The following is an 18,959-nucleotide window of genomic DNA, read 5'->3' as shown; positions in this document are numbered from 1 at the left end:
GCGAGCGACCCCATACCACCCGCACTGCCCCACGCCCCAGCCCCGCGGACGCCTAGGCGATCAGGCTCTCCAGCGGCACCTGAGGATTCGAGAGCGCCTCGACATCGACCCGCGCCCGCGAACGGATCAGCTTCTGGATCGGCTCCGTGACGTCCCACACATTCACGTTCATCCCCGCGAGCACCCGACCCTCCTTCGTCCAGAACGCGATGAACTCCCGCTTGCCCGCGTCCCCCCGGATCAGCACCTGGTCGTACGAGCCGGGCGGCGCCCACCCCGAGTACTCCATCCCCAGGTCGTACTGGTCGGAGAAGAAATAGGGCACCCGGTCGTAGGTGACGTCCTGCCCGAGCATCGCCCGGGCGGCCGCCGGCCCGCCGTTGAGCGCGTTGGCCCAGTGCTCGACGCGCAGCCGGGTGTCGAACAGGGCGTGCGGGAAGGACACGACGTCACCGGCCGCGTGGATCGCGGGGTCGGACGTGCGGAGCCGGGCGTCCACCGCGATGCCGCCGCCCTGTGACCGGTCGGCCACCTCCAGCCCGGCGGCTTCGGCGAGGCCGATGCGCGGGGCGGCGCCGATGGCCGCGAGGACGTCGTGCGCCGGGTGCTCCTCCCCCGTGTCCGTACGGGCCGCCAGGACCATCCCGTCCTGGCCGACGATCTCCGTGAGCCGCGCCCCGAAGTGGAAGCGGACACCGCGCTCGCGGTGCAGCTCGGCGAAGAGGTTGCCGAGCTCGGGGCCGAGGACGCCGTGCAGCGGCGTCGGCTCGGGCTCGACGACCGTCACCTCCGCGCCGTACTCGCGGGCCGCCGCCGCCACCTCCAGGCCGATCCAGCCGGCACCCGCGATGACGAGGTGGCCGTTGTCGCGGCCGAGGGCGGCGAGGACGCCCTTGAGGCGCTCGGCGTGGGCGAGGCGGCGCAGATGGTGGACGCCCGCGAGGTCCGTGCCCGGGATGTCCAGGCGGCGGGGCTCGGCGCCGGTCGCGATCAGCAGCTTGTCGTAGTGGACAAGGGTGCCGTCGTCGCCGAAGCGGACGGTCCTCGCCGTACGGTCGATCGCGTCGACCGTCTGGCCGAGGTGCAGTTCGATGTCGTTGCGCGCGTACCAGGACGGCTCGTGGACGAAGACGCTGTCGCGTTCCTCCTTGCCGAGCAGATAGCCCTTGGAGAGCGGCGGGCGCTCGTAGGGGTGGTCGCGTTCGTCACAGATCAGTATCACGCGGCCGGTGAAGCCCTCCGCTCGGAGCGTCTCGGCCGCCTTCGCGCCGGCGAGACCGCCACCGACGATGACGAATGTCTGATCCGCGTCGACCACTTGATGCCTCCTCTTAAGGGTGCGTCCACATGCGAGCGTCCCGCACACAGCGTGATGCGGGAAGAGGTAGTGACCCGATCAGGCCACGGAGGGTCACGTCTTTGTCACCTGCGCCCCGTCAGTCTCGCGTGCAGCGTGCGGGCCGAGGGGTCGGTGAGGGACGCGATCTGGTCGACGATCACCCGCTTGCGGGCACGGTCGGCCTCCGCCGTGTCGAACATCGCGCGGAACTGGGGTTCGAGTCCCGCCGGCGCGCGAGCGGTGAGCGCCTCGGCCAGCTCGGCAACGACGATCCGCTGGTCGGCGCGGAGCCGCTCCTGCTCGGCCCGCTGCATCACATACCGGTCGGCGACGGCCTTGAGGACCGCGCACTCCAGGCGCGCGGCGCGCGGGACGACCAGTTCGGCGACGTACCTGGTGAGGCGGCCGGTGCCGTACGCCTGCCGGGTGGCTCCCTCGGCGGCCAGGCAGAAGCGGCCGATGAGCTGGCTGGTGGCGTCCTTCAGCCGGGCCTGGGCGACGGCCGTGCCGTCGTAGCCGTGCGGCCACCACTCCTGGTCGAGGAGGCGGTCGAGGGCCTCGGCGAGTTCGGCGGGGTCGGTGTCGGCGGGCACGTACCGGCCGAGCGCCACCTGGAACACCGCCTGCCGTTCGGGCTCCGCGTGCAGGCAGCCCGGGTCGATGTGGCCCGCGTGCAGGCCGTCCTCGACGTCGTGCACGGAGTACGCCACGTCGTCGGACCAGTCCATGACCTGGGCCTCGAAGGTCGTGCTCGCGCCGGGGGCGTCCTTGCGGACCCAGTCGAAGACGGGGCGGTCGTCGTCGTAGACGCCGAACTTGGGGGACGCGGGGTCGGTGGGGTGGCCGCCGCGGGGCCAGGGGTACTTGGTGGCGGCGTCCAGGGCGGCTCGGGTGAGGTTGAGGCCGACGCTCATGAGGTCGTCCGACTCGGGGGTCCGTACGAAGCGCTTCGGTTCGATGCGGGTCAGCAGGCGCAGGGACTGGGCGTTGCCCTCGAAGCCGCCGCAGTCCTCGGCGAATTCGTTGAGCGCCTGTTCGCCGTTGTGGCCGAACGGGGGGTGGCCGAGGTCGTGGGAGAGGCAGGCCGCCTCCACGAGGTCCGGGTCGCAGCCGAGGGCGGCGCCCAGCTCGCGGCCGACCTGGGCGCACTCAAGGGAGTGGGTCAGGCGGGTGCGGGGGCTGGCGTCCCAGGCCTGGTTGCGGGTGCCGGGCGTGACCACTTGGGTCTTGCCGGCGAGTCTGCGCAGGGCGGAGGAGTGGAGTACGCGGGCCCGGTCGCGTTGGAAGGCGGTGCGGCCGGGGCGTTTGTCGGGTTCGGGGGCCCAGCGTTCGACTGACGTCGGGTCATAGCCGAGGGGTGGGGTGTGGTTCTCGTGGGGGTGTGGTGCGGCGCCTTCCATCCCTCGACAGTAAGCGCAAGCAGTGACAAACGGGTGCGCCTACTCGTCTGCCGGGTTCTGATGATCGGCGCGTGCGGGTCCGTGCGTGGCTGGTCGTGCCCACGCGGCGGAGCCGCATATCAGTACAGCCCCGCGCCCCTTACAGGGCGCTTCCTACGCCGATGCCAGGGCTCGCTCCACCGCTGTCTCCGGGGTCGACAGGGTCTGGTCGTACCTGTGCAGGATCAGTTTCGCCATGGCCGGGTGGGCTCCCAGGGGGGCCGCGGCTGTCCAGGGGGCCGCTTCGGCGCACTCCGTGGCGAAGCGGCCGGGGGCGGTGAAGTAGGAGGCTACGGCGATGTGGTGGTGGCCTCGGGCGGTGAGGGAGCGTACGGCGTCGTGGACGGTGGGGGTGGTGGCGGAGGCGTAGGCGGGGGTCACGGGGACGCCCAGGCGGTCGGCCAGGAGCTGGGCCGTGCGGCCGGTGTCGACGGCCGCCTCGGGGTCGCGGGAGCCGGCGGCGGCCAGGACGACGGCGCTCGCGCGGCGCCGGGGCTCGCTCATCCGGGTGGGCCAGCCGGCCTCGACGAGGCGGGTGTGGAGGGTCTCCACGAGGAGGGGGTGCGGGCCGAGGGGGGCCGCCATCCGCGTGTGTGCCTCGGCCGCGGCGGCCATCTCGGGGATGTCCTGCTTGATGTGGTAGCCCCGGCTGAGGAGGAGCGGGACGAGGACGGCTTCCCGGTCGCCGAGCGCGGCCAGGGTGTCGGGGAGCAGGGGCTCGTTCAGCTCGATGTGGCCGAGGTGTACGGAGAGGCCGGGGCGCTGGTCGCGGACGCGGTCCATGAGGGTGCGTACGGTCGCCAGGGCGCGCGGGTCGCGGCTGCCGTGCGCCACCAGGACGAGCGCGGGGGCGGCGGGGCGCCGGGTGCCGTTGCGCGAGAGGAGGCTGAGCTGGCCGGCCAACTGATCACTGATCCGGTTCATGAGGTGCGCCGTACTGTCGAGGTCTGCGTTCGACTTGCTCGTCGTCGCCTTCATGGACCGATGGTGCCGGGGAGAGGTTGCCTTCCCGTTGCACGGGAATGACGGGTGTTTTCCGGGGGTTCACGGCGGGCCATGGGGGCGTGTGAACCTTCGTGACCTGTGGTTTCGTCCCGGTCGAGTGAGACGGCTCACTCTGTGGAGTGAACCGGATCTTCGTGGACGGCGTCTTCGTTGATCGAATCGGCGGGGCTGTCGAGCACCGCCGAAACAACCAGGACACACAGTCCGGACACTCAGGGGGACCAGGTGAAGCGTGTCATTCGGGGCGACCTCGTGAGGCGGGTCCTCCGGCTGCCGCGTACGCGTACGGGGCGGCGGCGGGCCGTGCAGGCGGCCATGCTGCTGTGCGTGCTGGCGCTGCTGCCCTCGACCTGGGTATTCACGGCCGCCGACGACCGGCTGCGGACCACGGCCGACGTGCCGCGCACCGAGGTCGCGGTGGTCTTCGGCGCGGGCCTGTGGCAGGGCGAGCCGTCCCCGTACCTCGCGCGCCGGCTGGACGCGGCGGCCGAGCTGTACCGCACGGGCCGGATCAAGGTGGTGCTGGTCACCGGGGACAACAGCCGCGAGGAGTACGACGAGCCGGACGCGATGCGCGCCTACCTCACCGAGAACGGGGTGCCCGACGGCCGCATAGTCAGTGACTACGCCGGGTTCGACACGTGGGACTCCTGCGTCCGCGCCAAGAAGATCTTCGGCGTCGACCGCGCGGTCCTCATCAGCCAGGGCTTCCACATCCGCCGGGCGGTCGCGTTGTGCCAGGAGGCGGGCGTCGAGTCGTACGGCATCGGGGTGCAGGACCGGCACAACGGGACCTGGTACTACGGCGCCACCCGGGAGCTGTTCGCCGCGGGCAAGGCATCGCTGGACGCCCTGTTCGAGCCGGACCCCCGGTTCCTCGGGCCCGAGGAACCGGGGGTGGAGCGGGCGCTCGCGGCGGCGGGTTAGCGACCGCCCGGCTCGCTGGCCCTCCGTGGCCTCCCTGGCCTCGCCGGCCTCCGGTCAGTGCTTGACGGTGCCCCAGTAGCCCTGGTCCACGGCGCAGCCCCAGTTCTTGCCGCTCGCGGTCTTGCCGTAGACGGTGAACTTCACCTCGTAGAGGTCGGTCCGCAGCATGTGGGTGCTGACCTTGAAGGCGGCGCCGGCGCCCGGCTTCAGGGTCTTGGCGGCGACCTTGACGATCTGGTTCGTCTTCTGGGTGATCCGGGCGCCCTTGGTGGTGACGGTCGCCTTGCCGAAGCGGAGGCTCTTGGTGTTGGTCACCTTCAGGCTGACGTTCTTGAAGGTCTCCTTCTTCTTGCTGGTGTTCTTCAGGCCGAACCTGAGGCCCCCGTTGGTCACCCAGTTGTTCTTGTCGATGTAGAAGTTCTTCAGGTAGCTGATCTTGATCGGGCAGTTCGCGGCCTGCCCGGCCTGCGGTGCGACGGGCGCGGCGGACGCGGCCCCGGCGAGGCCCAGCTGGGCGACGGTCAGGGCGCCGGTGACGCCCAGGACTGCGGCGGTGGTACGCATGCGGTTCACGGTGGTGCTACCTCTTCTTCCCCCTCGGCCCTTCACGGGCCACGTGACAGGACGTGCGCCACACGGGCTCAAACGCTCGGCTCCGGTGTCTGCGGCGCCCGTAGTTCTTAACATGTGAGGCCCGAACTGGTGGACGCTAAGCACATGGACAACTCCATCCGGTGACAGAATCGGGACATCGGCGAACCGTCCGTTCACCGCGGCGCCCGTTCACCACGGCGCCCGGGGTCCTCACGCCGCCCGGGTCGCCGCCGGGAGGTCCCCGTGCCGGTCGTGTAACGGGGAGCGTCCCGGCGCGTAACACGCCGGACGCACGCTGAGCGGTATGCCGAACTCCGCGACGCCCACCCACTGCCCGTACTGCGCACTGCAGTGCGGGATGAACCTGACGCCCGGTGCGGACGGGTCCGAAGGTGTCGTGGTGGTGTCGGAGCGGACGGACTTCCCGGTGAACCGGGGAGCCCTGTGCGGCAAGGGCCGTACGGCCCCGGCTGTGCTCTCGTCCCGGGTCAGGCTGACCGGCCCGCTGGTCAGAAAGGCGGGCGTCCTGGAGCCCGCCTCCTGGGACGAGGCACTCGACCGCATCGCCGAGGGGCTCACCCGCACGCGTACGGAACATGGTCCTCACGCGTGCGGAGTCTTCGGCGGCGGCGGGCTCACCAACGAGAAGGCGTATCTTCTCGGCAAGTTCGCGCGGGTGGTGCTCGGCACCTCGCAGATCGACTACAACGGGCGCTTCTGCATGTCCTCGGCCGCCGCCGCCGGGATGAAGGCGTTCGGCCTGGACCGGGGGCTGCCGTTCCCGCTGGAGGACATCCCCAGGACGGGGTGTGTCGTCCTCGTCGGTTCCAACCTCGCCGAGACGATGCCGCCGGCTCTGCGGTATCTGACGGAACTCCGCGACAACGGCGGCAAGTTGATCGTCATCGATCCGCGTCGCACGCGTACGGCCGAGCAGGCCGATCTGCATCTCTCCCCGCGCCCCGGCACCGATCTCGCCCTGGCCCTGGGTCTGTTGCACCTGATCGTGGCCGAGGGGCGGACGGACGAGGAGTACATCCGGGAGCGGACGAGCGGCTGGGAGGAGGCCCGCGCGGCGGCCATGGCGCACTGGCCGGAGTACGTGGAACGGATCACGGGGGTGTCCGTTCCCGAACTCCGCGAGGCGGTACGGCTGTTCTGCGAGCCGGAGCACGCGATGGTGCTCACCGCGCGCGGGCCCGAGCAGCAGTCCAAGGGCACGGACACCGTCGGCGCGTGGATCAATCTGACGCTGGCGACGGGCCGCGCCGGCCGGCCGCTGTCCGGGTACGGCTGCCTCACCGGGCAGGGCAACGGGCAGGGCGGCCGTGAACACGGCCAGAAAGCGGACCAGTTGCCCGGCTACCGCAAGCTGGTCGACCCCGAGGCGCGGCGGCATGTCGCCGAGGTGTGGGGCGTCGACCCGGACTCGCTGCCGGGGCCCGGCCGCAGCGCGTACGAGCTGCTGGACGCGCTGGGCACCGACATCCGGTCGTTGCTGCTGATGGGGTCGAACCCGGTGGTGTCGGCGCCGCGTGCCGGGCATATCGAGGACCGGATCAAGTCGCTGGACTTCCTCGCGGTCTGCGATGTCGTGCTGTCGGAGACGGCGGCGCTCGCGGATGTCGTCCTGCCGGTCACCCAGTGGGCCGAGGAGACCGGCACGGTGACCAACCTGGAGGGCCGGGTACTGCTGCGGCGGCGCGCGATCACCCCTCCCGAGGGCGTCCGCAGCGACCTGGAGGTCATGCACGAACTCGCCGACCGGCTGGGCGTGGAGAAGGGCTTCTCGACCGACGCGGAGGAGGTCTTCGAGGAGTTGCGCCGGGCCAGCGCGGGTGGGCTCGCGGACTACTCCGGGATCACCTATCGGCGGCTGGCGGAGGAGAACGGGGTGTTCTGGCCTTGCCCTGCGGTGGGTGCTCCGCGGGGGTTCGGGGCGGAGGCGGACTCCATCCTGGAGGCGCCGCCGGGGGTCGTGTCGGAGGCGCCGCCGGGGTTCGGGGCGGGGGCTGAGCCGGATTCCGTCCCGGACACCGGCCGGGATTCCGTCCCGGACACCGGCCGGGATTCCGTCCCGGACACCGGCCGGGATTCCGTCCCGGACGCCAGTCGGGGTTCGGTCCCGGATGCCGGTCCGGATTCCGCGCCAGGGTCCATGCCCGGGCTCACAGCGGGTGTCACGCCCGGCTCCACGCCAAGTTCCGCGTCGGGCTCCGTGTCGGGCTCCGTGTCGGGCTCCGTGTCGGGCTCCGTGTCGGGCTCCGTGTCGGTTCAGGACGTACATCCGGGGACCCCGCGTCTGTTCCTCGACCGGTTCGCCACCGAGGACGGACGGGCCCGGTTCGTGCCGGTGTCGCATCGGGCGGCGGCCGAGGAGCCGGACGCGGAGTATCCGGTGCTGCTGACGACCGGGCGGGTGGTCGCCCAGTACCAGTCGGGTGCGCAGACCCGGCGCGTCGACGAGCTGAACGCCGCCGCGCCCGGCCCGTTCGTGGAGCTGCATCCCCGGCTGGCCGAGCGGCTCGGCGCGGCGGAGGGCGACCCGGTGGCCGTGGTCTCCCGGCGGGGCCGGGCCGTGGCGCCGGCCCGCATCACGACCGCGATCCGCCCCGACACGGTCTTCATGCCGTTCCACTGGCCGGGCGAGGGCCGCGCCAACACCCTGACGAACCCGGCCCTCGACCCCACCTCCCGCATGCCGGAGTTCAAGACGTGCGCGGTGCGGTTGGAGACGGTGGGGAAGTAGGAACGGGGCTCAGATGACCGTGAGTACGGTCATCGCGTCCTCGCCGTACTTCGTGAGGTCCTCGTCCGTGAAGTCCCGCCGCTCAGGGAAGCCCAGGCCGACGACGGCGAGGAGCCGGGTGTCGTCGGCGGGGTCGAAGACGGGGAGGGTGAGGGAGCCCACGGAGCCGACGGCCCGGCCACCGGGGACGGCGACGCCGGTCGTGTCGGACTGGAAGTCGGAGATGACGACGGGCGCCCGCCGCTGCGCGGCCGTACCGGCCATGCCCTTGCCGATCGGTATGACGGCCGTGCCGTTGCGCACCGAGGGCGGCAGGTTGTGCGAGCCGACGAGGACGATCTCGCCCTCCTCGGCGGGCTCGGAGAGATGGACGGAGCCGACGAAGCCGCCGTTGCGTGCGACGAACGCGGCGAGCCACTCGTCGACTTCGCGGCGGGAGTTCTTCAAAACGGTCTCGTTCAGGGCGACGGAGGTCATGTGGGGGCTGCTCCTCGTGCTCATGGCGCTGGTCGTGCGGGTGATGTTGGCCCTGATCACCACCAATACACTCGCTACTTGAACATTCACACGTCCTGATACGTAGATCTCGTGTGGTTGTCCCGATGCTTCACGGAGGATGTGGACAGCGGACTCACAGCAAGCCATGAACACTTGGGAGTTCTGCCGCCCCGGGGGGATCGCATGCCGCAGCACGACAGCCGCCAGTGGACCGACTCATTCCCGTGGAGCCTCTCGTACCGCTGGGGCCACTCCACACTGACCGCCGACTTCGACCTGAGCGGTGACACGCCCCGGCTCGTGCGCGTACGGCGCCCGGGTGAACCCGAACCGGGCCCCGAGGAGACCAAGACCGACCCCTCGTTGCCGCTGGTCGACCTGGTTCTGCTCGGCGAGGGCACGGGCTTCGCGAGACCGCGCTTCACCGGCACGGCGATCGGCGGCCGGCTCCGCTACCGCGCACACCACTCCACGTACGGCGCCGCACCCGGCTCCGCCGACGGCGCGGGCTGGCATCGGCTGACCTTCGAACTCCACGACCCGGTAAGCGGGTTGACCGCGTTCGTCGAGTACGCCTCGCCGGACGGCATTCCCGTGCTGCGCTCCCGGGTCCGGCTGCGCAACGACGGCACCGAGGCGGTCACCGTCCGCTCCGTCGGCAGTCTGCTCCTCGGCGGGCTACCCTCCCCCGACGCGCTGTCGGTGTTCCGGGCACGCAACGACTGGCTGGCGGAGGGCCGTTGGTACGTCGAGTCGCTGCGGGACTCGGTGCCCGACATCAACCCGGAGGTGCACGGGGGGACCGGGCACGCGGCGGCCCGCCTCGCCGGGCGCGGCAGTTGGCCCACCGACGGGCATCTCGCGATGGGCGGACTCCAGCACCGTACGGACGGGCGCAGCTGGCTGTGGCAGATCGAGTCGGCGTCGAGCTGGGTCTGGGAGGCCGGTGAGTCGGCCGGACAGACGTACCTCGCGCTGGGCGGCCCGACCCATGACGAACATCAGTGGCGCGAAGTCCTGGAGCCCGGCGGGGAGTTCACGAGCGAGTGGGCCGCCCTCGCGCTCGGCACCTGCTTCGACGGGGCGCTGGCCGCGCTGACGTCGTACCGCCGCGTCGTACGCCGCCCGCACCCGGACCACGAACAACTCCCGGTGATCTACAACGACTTCATGAACACCCTGATGGGCGACCCGACCACCGAGAAGCTGCTGCCGCTGATCGACGCGGCGGCCGAGGCGGGCGCGGAGTACTTCTGTGTGGACGCGGGGTGGTACGACGACGAGGGCGCCGAGAACGAGGGGAGTGGCGGGGCCGGGGGCGGGGGCGGGGGCGGGGGCGGGGGCGGGGGCGGGGGCGGGGGCGGGGGCGGGGGCGGGGGCGGGGGCGGGGGCGGCGAGAACGGCGGGGGCGTCGCGGACGACGGTCTGCCCGGGGGGTGGTGGGACAGTGTCGGCGCCTGGCTGCCGTCGGCGCGACGCTTCCCCGGCGGGGGCTCGGGTGAGGGCGCCGGTGGGGGTCTCGGCGGTGGATCCGGTGACGGTCCCGGCGGAGGCCTCGGCGGTGGATCCGGCGACGGCCCCGGTGACGGTCCCGGCGGTGGATCCGGTGACGGTCCCGGTGGAGGCCTCGGCGGTGGATCCGGCGACGGCCCCGGTGACGGTCCCGGCGGTGGATCCGGTGACGGTCCCGGCGGAGGCCTCGGCGGTGGATCCGGCGACGGCCCCGGTGACGGTCCCGGCGGTGGATCCGGTGACGGTCCCGGTGGAGGCCTCGGCGGTGGATCCGGCGACGGCCCCGGTGGGGGCCCCGGCGAGGGTCCCGGCGACGGCCCCGGCGACGGCCCCGGCGAGGGTCCCGGCGACGGCCCCGGCGAGGGTCCCGGCGACGGCCCCGGCGACGGCCCCGGTGGGGGCGGCGTGGCGGGTCTTCGGGGCGTGCTCGACCGGATCCGGGAGCGTGGGATGGTGCCGGGGCTGTGGCTGGAGCCGGAGGTCATCGGGGTGCGCAGCCCGCTCGCCGACGAACTGCCCGCCGAGGCCTTCCTCCGACACGGGGACGGCAGCCGGGTGACCGAACAGGGCCGCCATCAGCTGGACCTGACCCATCCGGCGGCCCGGGCGCACCTCGACCGGACGGTCGACCGCATCGTCGGCGAGTGGGGCGTCGGCTACCTGAAGCTCGACTACAACATCACCACCACCGCACCGGGCCACCTCGCCCACTCCCGGGCCTGGCTGTCCTGGCTGTCCTCGGCCCTGGACCGCCACCCCGGGCTCGTCGTCGAGAACTGCGCCTCCGGCGGCATGCGCATGGACGGCGCCTCCCTCGCCGTCGCCCAGCTCCAGTCCACCTCCGACCAGCAGGACCCCCTGCGCTACCCGCCCATCGCCGCCTCCGCACCCACCGCCGTACCGCCGGAACAGGGCGCCGTGTGGGCCTACCCCCAGCCGTCGTACACGGACGCCGAGATCGCCTTCACGCTGGGCTCGGCCCTGCTCGGCCGGGTTCATCTGTCCGGGCATCTGGATCAGTTGACGGAACGTCAGCTAAGGCTGGTGCAGGACGCGTTGGCGACCTACAAGTCGATCCGGGGTGACCTTCCGGCCGCCGTACCCTTCTGGCCGCTCGGCCTCCCCGGCTGGTCGGACGACTGGATCGCCCTCGGCCTGCGACCACCGGTCGCAGGCACGGCCCCGGTGTACGTGACGGTGTGGCGCCGGGGCGGCGACTTCGAACGGTCCTTCGCGCTACCGCACTTGGCGGAGCAGAACGGGGTGGGGGATGCGGAGGGTCTGGCGGATGCGGCGAGCGTACGGGTGGAGATTCTGCATCCGCGAGCGACGAACGGTACGGCGGAGTGGGACGGAGCGGAGCTTCGGGTGAGCCTGCCCGAAGCCCCGTCGGTCCTGTTGCTGAGCCTGGTGGTGACTCCCTGAGGGCCGCCCGAGTGCTCAGGTGGACGGCTGCCCGGTCGGCAGTCCGCTCGGCAGTTCACTCGGCAGTCCGCTCGGCGGCTCCCCCGGAGGGCGGCTGCCGTCACCCCCGGTTCCGGCCCCGGTGTTCTCCTTGTCCGGGTCGATGCCGACCGTCAGGGCCCCCGTGAAGCCGTCGCCCGCCGAGCCCTTGACGGCCATCAGCCCGTCCTTCGCGCCGCCCCCGCCGTACACCATGTCGTCGTCCAACTTGGTCCGCGTACCGACGTGTTGGCTGTACGGCTCCCGCCGGTACACCGCGTCGCCGTACTTGTCGGCGAAGAAGAGCTGCCCGGTCCAGTTGACCTTGCCGCCTTCGTAGGTGTTGCCGGCGCGCCTGCCGCCGGTGTGGACCTTGACGTGGATGTGGGTGGCGCGCGGGGTGTACCAGCCGGGGTAGATCGTGGTGAACTCGGCGACCCCGTCGGAGTCGGTCAGCTGGAAGCCGCGCAGGAAGGTCTTGTCGTTCGCTCCGCTGGTGTCCTCGCTCTCGTCGGGGACCGAGGTGCCGCCGGGGCCGGTGGTCGTGTAGCCGGAGTAGTAGCCCCAGGCATCGCAGTGCCAGATCTCGACGGCGGCGCCCTCGATCGGATCGCAGCTCTCGGTCTGGTCCCGCACGGTGAGCCGCACCGTGAGCGGTACGCCCTTCTTGCCCTCGGTGATGTTCTTGCGGAAGAGCTGGCCGTCCAGGTGGTACGGCCCCTCCGTGACGCTGGAGTTGAGGACGCAGACGTCGTTGCCGGCGGCCTCGCCCGACGCGGCCGGGGAGGCCGCCGTGTCCGAGCCGGAATCGGAGCCCGCGTCGGAGCCGGGGTCGGAATCGTCGTCGGAGTCCGAGGAGCAGGAGGTGATCCCGAGCCCCAGCCCGGTGCCCACGGCCGCGCCGCACACGGCCAGCGCGCGCCGCCTGGTGATGTCGCTGTCGGTCATGGCCGGAGGGTAGGCACGGGGCGGCGCGCCGAACGGGCCGCCGCACGGGGCGGTCGCCCACACGGCCGACGCGGTGGCCGCCCGAGGGCAGCCGGTGGTCGCAGGTCGCCGCCTCGCCCGTCACCGCACTCGCCAGTCCCCGCCCTCGATCAGCTTCCCCCGGGCCCGCAGCCCGGCGGCGACGGGCGGGGCGGCGACGTACACCCAGGCCCGGACGACCGTGCCGTCGTCGAGGGTCGCCGGCCGCTCCACTCGCTCGTACAGGTTGGCGGGGTCGCCCGGCGCGTAGTCCTCCAACCGGTCGAGGGCGCGCAGCAGTTCGCCGTAGGCCTCGGGCCGGGCGGTGACGAGTTCGCCGCTCACCGTGGGCCAGGCCTCGCTCCCCTCGCCGGTCTCCTCCACGGCGTACGGGTACCCGGGGCCGTCGTACAGGGCCATGCCGCGCATCCGGGCCGGTTCCTCGGAGCGGGTGCGGCCGCGCAGGAAGAGGTCGTGGTTGTGCTCGCCGGGGCGGAGGGTGCCGTAGACGAAGAAGGGGAGCACGGTTCTCTCCTCTCCAACCGTTCGGGCTCCTCGGAGTGTGCCGAGTGTGCCGTGAGGCCGTTGCAGAAACGATTCCGACCCCTCACATATCCCACCACACCCGCTCTGGACACGTTCTGTCATGATCACGTAAACCTGTCGGACATCAGTGGTCAGCCCCACCACCGCTCCTGGGAGACAGATGAGCCGAATACGGCACCTCCGACGCCCGCACCTCGCCACCACCGGCACCGCCGTCGCGGCCGCCGCCCTGCTGGCACCTCGTCACCGACGCTGCCACCGGCGGGCAGATCGACGCCTGGGACGCCCTGGAGACCGCGACGGGCGACGGCCGTTCGCTCTACGGCGGCACGGTCCCCCTGGAGACCACCCTCTCCGGGTCGACGTACCAGCTCAAGGACCCCACGCGCGGCAACACGTACACCGGTGACGCCGCGAACCAGACCGACCTCTGCATCCTCGGCATCTGTGTCCGCCGCGCCCCCGCGACCCTCTTCACGGACGCCGACAACCACTGGGGCACGGGCGCGACGGCGGACCGCGCCACGGCGGCCGTCGACGCGCAGTACGGCACCGACACCACCTGGGACTACTACAAGAACGTCCACAGCCGGAACGGCATCGCCGGCGACGGCCGGGGCTCGTACAACCGTGTCCACTACGGCAGCGACTACAACAACGCCTTCTGGGACGACAATTGCTTCTGCATGACGTACGGCGACGGTGACGGGAACCTGCTCGGCCCGCTGGTCTCGCTGGACGTGGCCGGCCACGAGATGACCCACGGCGTCACCTCCGCGACGGCCGGCCTGACGTACTCGGGCGAGCCGGGCGGCCTCAACGAGGCGACGTCCGACGTATTCGGCACGCTGGTCGAGTTCTACGCGGACAACGCCTCCGACCCCGGCGACTGGCTCGTCGGCGAGAAGGTCGTCCGCTCCGGCCTCGGTGAGCCCGCGCTCCGCCGCATGGACCAGCCGAGCGATGACGGCTCCTCGGCGGACTGCTGGAGTTCGGCGGTGGGGAACCTGGACGTGCACTACTCGTCCGGCGTCGCCAACCACTTCGCGTATCTCCTCGCCGAGGGCAGCGGCACCAAGGCCATCGGCGGGGTGGAGCACTCCAGCACCACCTGTAACGGCTCGACGGTCACCGGCATCGGCAAGGACAAGCTCGGCGCGATCTGGTACCGGGCGCTGACCGTCTACATGACCTCGTCCACGAACTACGCGGGTGCGCGGACGGCGACCCTGAACGCGGCTCGGGATCTGTACGGGGCGGGCAGCCCGGAGCACGGGGCGGTGGCGGCGGCCTGGAGTGCCGTGTCGGTCGGCTGACGGGTCGTCACCGCTGCGGGTGGCGGGGGCAATTCCACGGCCGTGGGGCGGCGGGCCGTGGGGGAGGTACTGGCGGAGCACGTGTGAGAGGCGCGCGCTCTTCAGTCCTGCGTCTGCCACCACCGTGTGAGGGTCTGGACCTTGTGGTCGAACTCCTTGTCGAGGAGAGACATCGGAGTGTGCAGCGTGAAGTGTTTCCCGTCCTTGGTGTGCACCGCGATCTGACGTACGCCCGCGAGGCCGCGGACCTCCAACCGGTGGATGTCGGTCCGGGCGATCGGGCGACGTCCCCTGCCGCGTACGAGGGCGGTCTCGGTCAGGGTCACCGTGTCGTGCCGGAGCAGGAGCGGAGCGAGCACGGCGGCCGTCCACATCCCCGACAGCCACTGCCACAGCTCGCCGAGCCCCACCGGGTCCGCGGTGAAGGCGAGGCCCGTGTACAGAACGGCGGCAACGATCAGGCCGACCAGGAGGAGGGGGAGGGTGTGCTGGAGGATGCCGGGGCTGAACGTGATCGATCCGCTCTCGCGGCGGTGGGCGGGGGCGGATCTCGACGGCATGGTGTCCTCGGAGGTCAGGAGCGGGGCGGCGGGAGGGCGTCGGTGTAGCCGTTCGTCGGGCGGTCGACCTTCTTGACCGTGTCGACGTCCAGGGCGGCCGAGGCGGAGCCGGTGCCGAGGGTGCCGACGGGGTGCCAGGTGCCGGTGAGGGTGACCCAGGTGTCGGCGGGCGGGGGCGGGGTGCCGTGGACGCGCACCTTCACGAACTGGGCGTCCGCGGCGCAGCAGTTGAAGATCGTGCGGGTCAGGTACCAGAGGTCGTCGCCCCCGGCCCCCTTCTTGTCGGGGGTGACGAAGCCGGTCAGCTGGACGGTGCGGCCGTCGATGGCCCGGTCGCGGTCCTGCTGCACCCGGCGGGTGAAGTCGGTGAGCGTCATCGGGAGCGGTGAGGTCGTCGGCAGGGGGTCGAACTCGTCCTGTTCCGTGACCGTGACCGCCTTGGGGGCCTCGCGGGAGGCGGTGTACGCGCCGATCGCCGGCGGGGCGAAGAAGAGCAGGCTCAGGGCGGGGAGGAGCAGGAGCCAGGCGACTCGGGGCGGGGTGGAGTGGTCGTGGCCGTGGGCGTCACCGTGGCCGTGGTCGTCACCGTGGCCGTGGTCGTCGTCGGGGCTGTCCTGCTCTCCGGTCCCGCGCGGTCTCCAGAGGGACCATGCCTCCGCCGCGCCCAGCACGAGCAGGAGTAGGCCGGAGGCGATGAGGAAGGGGAGCATGCCCTTTTTGACGTATCTCAGGTAGTGGTCGGTGAGGACGGTGGCGTGGAGGAGGCCGAGGCCGCTGAGGAGGAGAAGGAGCGCCTGCAGGGGTCGTTTCACAGCAGTACGGCTCCGATCAGGACGCTGCACAGGATCGCCACGACGACGGTCGCGGCGGAGAAGCGGAGCGCGAACGCCCGGCCGAAGGTGCCCGTCTGGAGAGCGATCAGCTTCAGGTCGACCATGGGCCCGACCACCATGAACGTCAGCCGCGCGGTGGGTGAGAAGCCGGTGAGGGAGGCGGCGACGAAGGCGTCCGCCTCGGAGCAGACGGAGAGGAGGACGGCGAGCGCGGCGAGGAAGAGCACCGACAGCCAGGGCGAGTCGGCGAGGGTGTCGAGCACCGAGCGCGGGACGAGCACGTTGAAGGTGGCCGCGGCCATCGCGCCCACGACGAGGAAGCCGCCCGCATGCAGGAAGTCGTGCTGGAAGCCGAGCCGGAACTCGTGCCGGCGGCTCCGCCCCGGCCGGTGTCCCGTGTGCCGCGCGATGGGCTTGAGCCACTCCGCGCGCCCCAGCCAGAGCCACAGCCAGCCCATCGCGGCGGCTGTGACGAGCGAGGCGAGCAGCCGGGCCAGCACCATGGCGGGGCTGCCGGGGAAGGCGATCGCCGTGGCGGTCAGGACGATGGGGTTGATGGCGGGCGCCGACAGCAGGAACGCGAACGCCGCGGCCGGGTCGACCCCGCGGCGTATCAGGCTGTGCGCGACGGGCACGGACGCGCACTCGCAGCCGGGCAGGACGACCCCGGCGGCACCGGCGACCGGGACCGCGAGCGCCGGATTCCTGGGCAGCAGCCGGGTGAACACCCGCGTCGGCACGAACGCGTTGATGGCACCCGACAGGGCCGTGCCGAGCAGCAGGAACGGCAGCGCCTGCACGGTGATGGAGAGACAGACGGTCCGCCACGCCAGCACGGCCGGTTCGTCCGACCACCGGCCCACGGCGAACAGTACGACGCCGGGGAGGACGGCGGCGCCCAGGAGCATGAGGGGCCAGTGACGGGGCCAGGAGGTGGGGCCGGAGTCGTCGCCGTCGCCGTCGCCGGAGTCGGAGTCGGAGTCGGCGGCTTCGGCGGTCTCCGGGTGGGCCACGACGGGGTGGACCACGACGGCCCGTTCCGCCTCTGTCGCCTCTTCCGCCTTCGTCGGCGCCGCCCCTTCGGCCGGTTCATCTGTCCTCTGCATGCCCACTCCGAATTGTCGGATGATCGGATCGAAGATAGCGGTAGCGCCAAACCCCGGGCATTGCGCCGCTTTCGAAGTAACCCGCTGTGACGCATGTCACGTTGTGTGATTACTTGAGATTTTTGTCATCTCGACATACAAAATCGACTTCGTCCCATCAGCAGGCGATCAGAGAGCGTTCCAGCCCATGACCGACGGTCACGCCACCATGCCCGCTGTACCCGCCCAGGGGACCGCGTCCAGTTCCATGTCCGTGTCCGCGACCGCCGCGTACACCCGGATCTACGAGGAACAGCACCCGCGCCTCGTCACCTACGCGCGCTCCCTCACCAGGAACGCCTGGACGGCCGAGGATCTCGTCGCCGAGGCGCACTTCCGGGTGTGGCGGCGGCTGGCCGCGGGGCACGAGATCGACAACGTGCCCGCGTATCTGATGACGACGGTGCGGCATCTCGCGGCCGCCGTCGGCAGCGCGACGCGGGAGACGCCGCAGGATCCGACGGCTCCTGAGCGGGTCGAGGCCCATGTCCATGGAGTCGATGGGATCCGAGGGAATCACGGCGACGGCGCCGATCCGGCCGAACAGGTGTCCTCCGTCGACCTGTTGGTGCGTGTCCTCGGCCAGTTGCCCGAGCGGTGGGTGCAGGCGCTGTGGCTGGCCGAGGCGGAGGGCCAGCCGCTGGAGGCGGTCGGGCAGCGCATCGGCGCCAAGCAGGGCGCCACGGCGGTGCTGTTGCACCGGGCGCGGGAGGGCATGCGCCAGGCGTTCCTGCGCGAGCAGCCCGGGGCGCCGATCGACCCGGCGTGCCAGGTGCGTTGGGGGCGCATGCCGGCGTATGTGCGCGGTACGGCGACCTCGCGGCAGTCCGAGCAACTGCTCAGCCATGTGGACGCGTGCGACGACTGCCGGTCCCGGCTCGCGTCCCTGATGCGCACCAACAACCGACTGCCCGCGCTTGTCGGTCCGGCTCTGCTGGTCTTCGTCGTGGGTGGTGGCGCGGGCAAGCTGCTGCTCTCCCTCACCGCCGGGTCGGCGCTCGGGGCGGGTGCGGGCTTGGGTGCGGGTGCGGGTGCGGGTGCCGGCGCTGGGCACGGTGGTGGTCAACTGCTGCACGTCGTACGGCAGGCCGCGGCCGGTGGGGCGAAGGGGCCGACGGTCGCCGCCGTCAGCACGGCCGTCGCTGCCGCCGCCGTCGCTGCCGGGATCGCCCTCGGGTCTCTCGATCCCGCCGTGGTTCCGCCTCAGCGGGTGCCCGTGGCGCAGGCCCCGGTGCCCCCTCGGGCCGAGGCTCCCACCGCCGAGGTGGCCGACCGCCGGAACGCCAGGACGAAGGCGGAGGTCGCTCCTCGGGAGGGGGCGGTTGGCCTCACGGACGCGGGGGGTGTGACCTCGGTCGGCCTTGGTGGGGGTGCCGGGCGGGACACGGTGGTGGTTCAGGCGGGGGATGACGGAGAGGAGGCCTCGCGGGAGGCTGTCGTCGAGATACCGGCTGACGATGGAGCGGTGCCTGAGGTGACGGTGCCTGAGGTGACGGTGCCTGAGGTGACGGTGCCTGAGGTGACGGTGCCTGAGGAGGAGGCGCCCGACGAGACGGTGCCTGAGGACACGGCTCCCAAGGACGACACCCCGCCGGGTGACGGGGATGACAGTGCGGGTGGGGAGGGGAGCGAGCCGGAGGCTACTGCGCCCGAGCCGCCGGATGCCGGCGCTCCGCCGTACGTGCCGGAGGCTCCGCCGTATGTGCCGGAGGCGGAGACTCCTGCGACGGAGACGCCGGGCGGGGACGTGCCGGGGGCGGATGAGCCGGTTGTCGGGTACCCGGAGGCCGACGAACCGGGGGCCGAGACGCCGGAAACCGGTGCTCCGGGCACCGAGAACCCGGCGCCGGAAGCTCCGGCTCCCGTCGAGCCCGCGCCTGTCGAGCCCACCCCCGTCGAGGAGACGCCCGCCCCGCCGGAGTCGGTCGAGCCTGCGCCGGAGGCGCCCGCGCCCGGGCCTGTGGAGCCGGCGCCGGACACGCCGGAGACGGTTCCTGTCGAGCCCGCGCCCGCGCCTGTGGAGCCGGCGCCTGCCGAGCCCGGGGACGGCTGCGGGGGCTGAGGCCGCGGCGGTGCGGTTGGGGGCT

General features: G+C 72.1%; 14 protein-coding genes and 1 pseudogene. 5 read left to right on the top strand and 10 right to left on the bottom strand.

Annotated features, from left to right (window positions below):
* Positions 1-52: 52 nt before the first annotated feature.
* From I8N67_RS10345 to I8N67_RS10335, 3 genes are all read right to left on the bottom strand, one after another.
* The gene (locus tag I8N67_RS10345; RefSeq protein ID WP_200302420.1) at positions 53-1,318 is read right to left on the bottom strand and encodes an NAD(P)/FAD-dependent oxidoreductase; all 1,266 of its coding nucleotides are present in this window, start codon (positions 1,316-1,318) and stop codon (positions 53-55) included.
* Positions 1,319-1,422: 104 nt separating this feature from the next.
* Positions 1,423-2,739, bottom strand: a complete 1,317-nt coding sequence (locus I8N67_RS10340) for a deoxyguanosinetriphosphate triphosphohydrolase (protein ID WP_200302418.1) — start codon at positions 2,737-2,739, stop codon at positions 1,423-1,425.
* A gap of 153 nt (positions 2,740-2,892) precedes the next feature.
* Entirely contained in the window at positions 2,893-3,756 is an 864-nt protein-coding gene (locus I8N67_RS10335; RefSeq protein ID WP_200302417.1) for a sirohydrochlorin chelatase, read from the bottom strand.
* Between the two features lie 342 nt (positions 3,757-4,098).
* On the opposite strand from I8N67_RS10335, the gene I8N67_RS10330 reads away from it, so the two are divergent.
* Complete coding sequence (locus I8N67_RS10330) at positions 4,099-4,710, top strand: SanA/YdcF family protein (RefSeq protein WP_234045443.1); 612 nt, start codon at positions 4,099-4,101, stop codon at positions 4,708-4,710.
* A gap of 54 nt (positions 4,711-4,764) precedes the next feature.
* Here I8N67_RS10330 and I8N67_RS10325 read toward each other — a convergent pair whose 3' ends face one another.
* A complete protein-coding gene (locus tag I8N67_RS10325) occupies positions 4,765-5,274 on the bottom strand; it encodes a hypothetical protein (protein ID WP_234045428.1) in 510 nt (169 codons plus the stop codon).
* Positions 5,275-5,608: 334 nt separating this feature from the next.
* Here I8N67_RS10325 and I8N67_RS10320 point away from each other — a divergent pair, with 334 nt between their 5' ends.
* Positions 5,609-8,053, top strand: coding sequence for a molybdopterin oxidoreductase family protein (locus I8N67_RS10320; RefSeq protein WP_200302415.1), 2,445 nt, complete (start codon positions 5,609-5,611; stop codon positions 8,051-8,053).
* A 9-nt stretch (positions 8,054-8,062) separates the two neighbouring features.
* Here the strand turns inward: I8N67_RS10320 and I8N67_RS10315 are convergent, their stop codons facing one another.
* The gene (locus I8N67_RS10315) at positions 8,063-8,530 is read right to left on the bottom strand and encodes a GAF domain-containing protein (RefSeq protein WP_200302414.1); all 468 of its coding nucleotides are present in this window, start codon (positions 8,528-8,530) and stop codon (positions 8,063-8,065) included.
* Positions 8,531-8,734: 204 nt separating this feature from the next.
* On the opposite strand from I8N67_RS10315, the gene I8N67_RS42475 reads away from it, so the two are divergent.
* Positions 8,735-11,488 carry a glycoside hydrolase family 36 protein gene (locus tag I8N67_RS42475; RefSeq protein WP_234045427.1) on the top strand — a complete coding sequence of 918 codons (2,754 nt, stop codon included), beginning with the start codon at positions 8,735-8,737 and terminating at the stop codon, positions 11,486-11,488.
* Positions 11,489-11,503: 15 nt separating this feature from the next.
* On the opposite strand, the gene I8N67_RS10300 is transcribed toward I8N67_RS42475, so the two are convergent.
* The gene (locus I8N67_RS10300; RefSeq protein WP_200302413.1) at positions 11,504-12,454 is read right to left on the bottom strand and encodes an intradiol ring-cleavage dioxygenase; all 951 of its coding nucleotides are present in this window, start codon (positions 12,452-12,454) and stop codon (positions 11,504-11,506) included.
* A gap of 120 nt (positions 12,455-12,574) precedes the next feature.
* Complete coding sequence (locus tag I8N67_RS10295) at positions 12,575-12,997, bottom strand: gamma-glutamylcyclotransferase family protein (RefSeq protein ID WP_307835198.1); 423 nt, start codon at positions 12,995-12,997, stop codon at positions 12,575-12,577.
* A gap of 260 nt (positions 12,998-13,257) precedes the next feature.
* Between I8N67_RS10295 and I8N67_RS10290 the strand changes: the two are divergent.
* Positions 13,258-14,334, top strand: a pseudogene (locus tag I8N67_RS10290) (M4 family metallopeptidase); the annotation flags it as partial.
* A gap of 101 nt (positions 14,335-14,435) precedes the next feature.
* Here I8N67_RS10290 and I8N67_RS10285 read toward each other — a convergent pair.
* The 3 genes from I8N67_RS10285 to I8N67_RS10275 are packed head-to-tail and all read right to left on the bottom strand — an operon-like array spanning position 14,436 to position 16,833.
* Positions 14,436-14,894, bottom strand: coding sequence for a hypothetical protein (locus I8N67_RS10285; protein ID WP_200302411.1), 459 nt, complete (start codon positions 14,892-14,894; stop codon positions 14,436-14,438).
* A 14-nt stretch (positions 14,895-14,908) separates the two neighbouring features.
* Entirely contained in the window at positions 14,909-15,706 is a 798-nt protein-coding gene (locus I8N67_RS10280) for a TIGR03943 family putative permease subunit (RefSeq protein WP_200302409.1), read from the bottom strand.
* Positions 15,703-16,833 carry a permease gene (locus I8N67_RS10275; protein ID WP_200302407.1) on the bottom strand — a complete coding sequence of 377 codons (1,131 nt, stop codon included), beginning with the start codon at positions 16,831-16,833 and terminating at the stop codon, positions 15,703-15,705. The genes I8N67_RS10280 and I8N67_RS10275 overlap by 4 nt, the downstream gene beginning before the upstream one ends.
* 187 nt (positions 16,834-17,020) lie before the next feature.
* Between I8N67_RS10275 and I8N67_RS10270 the strand changes: the two genes are divergently transcribed.
* A complete protein-coding gene (locus tag I8N67_RS10270; protein ID WP_234045426.1) occupies positions 17,021-18,934 on the top strand; it encodes a sigma-70 family RNA polymerase sigma factor in 1,914 nt (637 codons plus the stop codon).
* Positions 18,935-18,959 lie beyond the last annotated feature (25 nt).

Origin of the sequence: Streptomyces adelaidensis (assembly GCF_016598475.1) — a bacterium.
GTDB classification, from domain to species: domain Bacteria; phylum Actinomycetota; class Actinomycetes; order Streptomycetales; family Streptomycetaceae; genus Streptomyces; species Streptomyces adelaidensis.
This window is presented reverse-complemented; position numbering and strand designations above follow the sequence as displayed.